This window comes from Nocardia sp. NPDC059764 (genome assembly GCF_042732555.1).
In the GTDB taxonomy this organism is placed as follows: Bacteria; Actinomycetota; Actinomycetes; order Mycobacteriales; family Mycobacteriaceae; genus Nocardia.
The window spans coordinates 20,996-27,145 of sequence record NZ_JBHWHH010000102.1; the positions used below are offsets into that span (position 1 = coordinate 20,996).

The window sequence follows — 6,150 nt, forward strand, 5'->3', positions numbered from 1 at the left end:
GCGCTCACCGTCGGCCGCGAAGATGCTCGAGCGCTCTGTCGAAGGCGGAATCGCGGCCTGTGGCGAGTTCCTCATCGCTGAGCGTCGCGGCGACGACATCCTGGGGCGGGACACCGGTGAGGTCGAAACTCGTTCCCCTGCTGTCGAATCGCTCATTGGGCAGGGCGAAGGTCCACCCGTTGGGCAGAGTGCGCCACAGGAAGTCGGAGAACGCGCCCTGCGTGGCATCGCCGACCCGACGGGGTTCCGGGGCGCGACCGGTCATGGCCTGGGTGAACGTCTCGCCCGCGCTGATGGTGAGCGGACTGGTCAGCATGGCGATCGGGCCGGTGTATCGAGGGCCGTCGTGGGGCGTCACGCGGGAGGGTTCCGAGCGCGCGAATCGGGTGGGGTCGGCCGGATCGTTGCGGGCCTCCTTGGTGTAGGCGATGTACGGGTTGCCGGTGAGACGGGAGGCGAGCTCGAGGCCGAGCGCGTCGTAGCCACCGAAGTTGAGCCGGACATCGAGCACGAGACCGCGCAGACGCGCAGTCCGGCTCGCGGTGAAGATCTCGTCCAGTGCGCGGTTCAGTTCGGCGGCGTTGGCCTCGTATCCGCCCTCGGCGTAGCCGTCGAACGCCGACAATCGCAAGTATCCGAAATCGTCAGGCAGATCGGCATATCCGATGATGCCCTGCCCCCATGTCTGTAGCGGCCTCCCGGTGTCGTGCTGCTCGATGAGGGCGCGGACCTGCTGATCGAAGGCTTTGTACGCGGGAAGCCCGTCGAGCGCTCGGGTGCCGGGCCGTAGTGGTCTGGCGAATTCCTCGGTGTCGGAACGCAGCGCGGTGTGGGCGTCGCCGAGGGCCGTCAGGATGTCGCGCAGATGCCCGAACAATTCGGCGTCGGTGGTGTTCGGGCCGATCTTGGTGCGGTACCGGTCACGCACCGACGTCCAGTCCACCCCTTTCGCCGCGAAGAACGGGTAGTTCTCGGCGAACGTGGTCCAGAAGACATCGAAGACGGTTCGCGGATCCTTCACGCCGTTCGGGTGCGCGCAGGGTTCGGGCAGCGCGGCGAGCCGGCGCAACGCGATATCTCCGACCGCACCGGTGTAGTGCAGCGACGCCTGGTCTCGTCCTCGCGATCGCAGGGTGAGCTGCCGTGATCCGTCGTCGGCGACGAAGGTGTCCGGCATGCCCGGTTGTTGCCGGGCGGAGAGGACACCGGGTGAGCAGCTGATCGCCGTGGAGTCGAAGTACTGCAGGCGATCTTCCCGCACGCTGATGATCGTGCCGTATCCGTCGGTCTGCCAGACACCCTCGGCCGCGCCGCCGGTGGAGCCGGTGGGTATCTCCGCGGTGGACGATCCGGTCGCCACCAGCGTGACACTCGCCAGCGTTCCTACCGCGATGCGCATTCGGTTCTTCATGGCGACGACGCTACGAACGCGGCGTGGTCGTCGGCATCCCTCCACAGAGCTAATCGCGAACTACTCCGTCAGGATGACCCGCACCGCCGACGTTGCCCACGACACCCGAAGTAGGAGCGAACCGGCTGTCGGCGACGACGCGACGGGTATGGGCGTAGACGACCGCCTCCACGCGGTCGCGGACACCGAGCTTGGCGAGCACGTTGGACACATGGGTTTTGACGGTCTGCTCGCCGACGCCGAGGAGCGCGGAGATCTCGGGATTGGTGCGGGCCTCGGCCATCAACACCAGGACCTGATGCTCGCGCGGGGTGAGCGTGGCGATTTCGGGCGCGGTGGGGAACGGTTCCCTGCCGTGGGTCAGGCGGGTGATCAGTCGGCTGGTCCGGCGTGGGTCGATCAGCACGTCACGGTGGGCGGCGGTCCGGATGGCGGCGACCAGGTCCACCGCGGGGACCGCTTTGGTGAAGAATCCGCTGGCGCCCAGGCGTAGTGCGCGGTAGAGGTTTTCATCGGTGTCCTCGGTGGCGAGGGTGAGAATGCGGCTCGCGCTGCCGAGTTCCGCGACCGTCTCGATCGCGGTCGGGTCGTCGAGACCGGGCATGTCGAGATCGAGGATGGCGATATCGGGTCGCAGCCGCCGCATTTCGCGAATCGCGCCCGCACCGTCGCCGACCTCGGCGACGCAGCGCAGGTCCGGTTCGGATTCGATCACCGACCGCAGGCCCGTTCGGAAGATGATCTGATCGTTGGCGAGCAGCACCGATATCGTCGAATCCTGCCGCGCGGCAACAATGTCGCTACCCACGGTGAGCGGGTCCGAGCCCACCGCAGCGCTGCGGCCGGCGAGCGGGATGACGGCCTGCGCGCTGGGCGCCGCCAACACGGTGGCGCTGATCGCGAGCACGAGCGTGGACACCAGCCGCAGCAGCAGCGGGGATGTCGATGGAGTCGTGGGCATACGCACAGTCTGCTTCAGCGCAGGAATCCCGCGTAGTTCCTGTTCATCAACTGGCTCTCGAGCTGCTTGACCGTGTCGAGGGCGACGCTCACCACGATCAGCACCGACGTGCCGCCGAACGCGAGGTTCTGGGCCGGGCCGCCGGATCCGAAGCGCAGCAATATGCTCGGCAGGACGGCGACAGCGCCGATGTAGAGCGAGCCCGGGAGGGTGATCCGGCCCAGGACATGGTTCAGGTAATCGGCGGTCGGCTTGCCCGGCCGGTAGCCCGGGATGAAGCCGCCGAACTTCTTCATCTCGTCCGCACGCTCCTCCGGGTTGAAGGTGATCGCGACGTAGAAGTAGGTGAAGAACACGATCAGGGCGAAGTAGATCCCCACGTAGACCGGGTTGCTCGGGTTGACCAGATACTTCTGGATCAGCTCCTGCCACTTGGCCGGATTGCCCGTGCTCTTCTGGGTCAGCTGCGCCAGCAGGTTCGGCAGGTACAGCAGCGACGACGCGAAGATCACCGGGATGACACCCGCCTGGTTGACCTTCAGCGGCAGATAGGTCGAGGAGCCGCCGTACATCTTCCGGCCGACCACGCGCTTGGCGTACTGCACCGGAATCCGGCGCTGGCCCTGCTCGACGAAGGTCACGGCGACGATCAGCAGCAGGATCGCGGCGCCGACGAGGGTGAGGGTGAGTGCGCCCTTGTTGTCCAGGATCGACCGGCCTTGGCTCGGGATTCGCGCGGCGATGCCGGTGAAGATCAACAGCGACATGCCGTTGCCGATGCCGCGCTCGGTGATCAGCTCGCCGAACCACATGACCAGCGCCGCGCCCGCGGTCATGACCAGCACGATGATGATCATGCCGAACAAGGAGGTGTCGGCGAGGATGTCGTGGGGGCAGCCGCGCAGCAGCTGTCCGCGGGCCGCCAGCGCCACCAAGGTGGTCGCCTGCAGGACGGCCAGCGCCATCGCGAGATACCGGGTGTACTGCGTGATCCTGGCTTGCCCGGATTGGCCCTCCTTGCGCAGATCCTCGAATCGTGGAATCACCACGGCCAGCAGCTGGGTGATGATGCTCGCGGTGATGAACGGCATGATGCCGATCGCGAACACCGACAGCTGCAGCATCGCGCCGCCGGAGAAGAGATCGATCAGCTGGTAGATACCGGCCGATTCACCACCGGAGACGAGTCCGATACAACTGCGGACGGACGCGTAGTCGACACCGGGTGACGGCAGCGCCGCACCGAGGCGATACAGCGCGAGCAAACCCAGCGTGAACCCGATCTTCCGCCGCAATTCCGGGGCCCGCACAGCCGGTACGAAAGCGGAAAGCACGCACACTCCTGACGAATAGGGGTGCGGGACAGCATGATCGACCGGCACCGGAGATATTCGACGCTACGGAGATTCGCCCCCGCCCACCTCGACCGCGAGAAGGAATTCGACCTCCCCCGATGGAGGGATCCGCAACGCCCGGCGCACGGTGCGTCCGGGTGGGCGGCGGTGCTCCTCTATCGCCTCCATGGCTCGAGCGTTGCCGTGGCAATACGAGCCGATTGCCCGCACGAAAGCGAGTCGTCGCGCGGGAATTGCAGGGTCATGCGCATGTCGGATCCATTTCGAAATCCAAGGCTCGAGGCTGCGACCTCGACACGATTGAAGATTCAAGCGAATTGAACTTTTTCAAACGGGGTTTTGACGTTCACAATGAAGGGACTCCGTCGACGCCGAAGGGGGTATCCGATGAACTCGATGCGAGCGTGGCGGGTGCGGAAACCGGGCCGGATCGACGGCGAGCCGTTGAAGGCGGAGCGCATCCCGGTGCCCGAGCCCGGTCCGGGCGAATTGCAGGCGCGGGTGCTCGCGTGCGGGGTCTGCCGGACCGATCTGCACGTGACCGAGGGCGACCTGGCCGTGCACCGACCCGATGTGGTGCCGGGCCACGAGGTGGTCGGTGTGGTGACCGCGCTCGGGCCCGACGCCGGGACCGAGTTCCACGTCGGTGACCGGGTGGGGATCGCCTGGCTGCGGCACACCTGCGGGCGGTGCCGGTTCTGCCGCCGCGGCGACGAGAACCTGTGTCCGCGTTCGCGATACACCGGCTGGGATGCCGACGGCGGTTACGCCGAGTACGCGGTGGTTCCCGCCGACTTCGCGTTGCCGCTGCCCACGGGCTACGCCGATATCGAACTCGCTCCCCTGCTGTGCGCCGGGATCATCGGCTATCGGGCGCTGCGGCGCGCCGCGCTCCCGCCGGGCGGGCGGCTGGGGATCTACGGGTTCGGCGGCAGCGCGCACCTCGCGGCACAGGTGGCCCTCGCCCAAGGCGCGCAGGTGCATGTCATGACCCGCGACTTCGCGGCCCAGCGGCTCGCACTGGAGCTCGGTGCGACCTCCGCGCAGGGAGCGGTGGAACCGCCTCCGGAACAACTGGATTCGGCCATACTCTTCGCACCGGTCGGAGAGCTGGTGTTGCCCGCGCTCGAGGCCCTCGATCGTGGCGGCGTCCTGTCCATCGCGGGTATCCACCTCTCCGACATCCCGTCGCTGAACTATCAGCGACATCTGTTCCAGGAACGCGAGATCCGCTCGGTGACCGCGAACACCCGCGCCGATTCGCGCGAGTTCCTGGCCTTCGCCGGCGCGCATCCCCTGGAGGTCACCGCGCACCCGTACCCGCTCGCGGAAGCCGATCGCGCACTGCGGGATCTGGCGCACGGGCGATTCGCGGGCGCGGCCGTCCTGGTTCCCTGAACCGGCGCCGGTACTGCCACACTGCACGGGTGACCCTGTTGCGCCGCGTCATTCGCGTTCTATCGGCCTTCCTGCTGGTGACAGCCGTCGGTACGGTCGGCTACCGGTTACTGGGTTTCGGATACCTCGACGCGCTGTACCAAACCGTCACGACGATCACGACGGTCGGTTTCCGCGAAGTCCATCCGCTCGGTCCCCTCGGCCAGGTATTCACCATGGCGCTCATCCTGTTCGGCGCGGGCACCGTGTTCTATATGTTCGGTGTCCTGCTCGAGGCACTCATCGAAGGTCATGTACACCAACACCTGGAACGGCGGCGCATGAACAACCGGATCGAACGACTGCGCGGACACGTCATCGTGTGCGGCTGGGGCCGTGTCGGGCATTCGACAGCGCAATACCTCAGCGGTCTCGGCAAGGAGATCGTGGTGGTGGATCGCGACCCGCAACGCCTGGAGAACCTCGAATTCCCGTACATCCAGGGCGATGTCACCGACGACGCCGTCCTCGAGGCCGCGGGCATCCGGCACGCCCAGGCGCTCATCGCCGCCTTGGACAGCGATGCCGACAATGTCTACGTCACCCTGTCGAGCCGGGCCCTGCGCGGCGATCTCATCATCATCGCCCGCGCCCGCACCGAGAGCTCCAAATCCAAACTGCTGCGCGCGGGCGCCAATCGCGCGGTCAATCCGCAGCTCATCGGCGGCCGCCGCATGGCCGCCTTCGCCCTGCAACCGAATGTCGCCGAATTCCTCGATGTGGTCATGCACGACGAGAATCTCGAATTCCGTATCGAGGAGATCGAGATCGGGCCCGACTCGCCGCTACTGGATCGCACCGTCGCCGACGCCGTGCCCCGGCACGGTGGCGGCGCGCTCGTCCTCGCCCTTCGCGCCGACGACGGCCGATTCGTCGCGAACCCCGTCGCCGACACCCGGCTTCGGCTCGGAACCGTTCTCATCGCGCTCGGTACCCAGCCGCAACTCGATTCGATCCGCGACAGCACCCGGGCCACAGACGGGGCG

The 6,150-nt window shown here is 67.0% G+C and carries 5 protein-coding genes; 2 read left to right on the plus strand and 3 right to left on the minus strand.

Going from position 1 to position 6,150, the window contains the following annotated elements; all coding sequences use genetic code 11:
• Window positions 1-4 precede the first annotated feature (4 nt).
• The 3 genes from ACFV4K_RS22230 to secY are packed head-to-tail and all read right to left on the minus strand — an operon-like array spanning window position 5 to window position 3,706.
• Entirely contained in the window at window positions 5-1,411 is a 1,407-nt protein-coding gene (locus tag ACFV4K_RS22230; RefSeq protein WP_379277332.1) for a S41 family peptidase, read from the minus strand.
• A 49-nt stretch (window positions 1,412-1,460) separates the two neighbouring features.
• Window positions 1,461-2,372, minus strand: a complete 912-nt coding sequence (locus ACFV4K_RS22235) for a LuxR C-terminal-related transcriptional regulator (RefSeq protein ID WP_379277334.1) — start codon at window positions 2,370-2,372, stop codon at window positions 1,461-1,463.
• A 14-nt stretch (window positions 2,373-2,386) separates the two neighbouring features.
• A complete protein-coding gene (secY, locus tag ACFV4K_RS22240) occupies window positions 2,387-3,706 on the minus strand; it encodes a preprotein translocase subunit SecY (protein ID WP_379277335.1) in 1,320 nt (439 codons plus the stop codon).
• 417 nt (window positions 3,707-4,123) lie between these two features.
• On the opposite strand from secY, the gene ACFV4K_RS22245 reads away from it, so the two are divergent.
• Window positions 4,124-5,125, plus strand: a complete 1,002-nt coding sequence (locus ACFV4K_RS22245) for a zinc-binding alcohol dehydrogenase family protein (protein WP_379277340.1) — start codon at window positions 4,124-4,126, stop codon at window positions 5,123-5,125.
• Between the two features lie 29 nt (window positions 5,126-5,154).
• Window positions 5,155-6,150 (plus strand): potassium channel family protein (locus tag ACFV4K_RS22250; protein ID WP_379277337.1); only part of this gene is annotated, 996 nt, incomplete at its 3' end.

Excerpts from the sequence above, each read along its gene's own strand:
- ACFV4K_RS22235 (WP_379277334.1), bottom strand. The coding sequence starts at position 2,372 with ATGCCCACGACTCCATCGACATCCCCGCTGCTGCTGCGGCTGGTGTCC.
- ACFV4K_RS22245 (WP_379277340.1), top strand. The coding sequence starts at position 4,124 with ATGCGAGCGTGGCGGGTGCGGAAACCGGGCCGGATCGACGGCGAGCCG.
- ACFV4K_RS22230 (WP_379277332.1), bottom strand. The coding sequence starts at position 1,411 with ATGAAGAACCGAATGCGCATCGCGGTAGGAACGCTGGCGAGTGTCACG.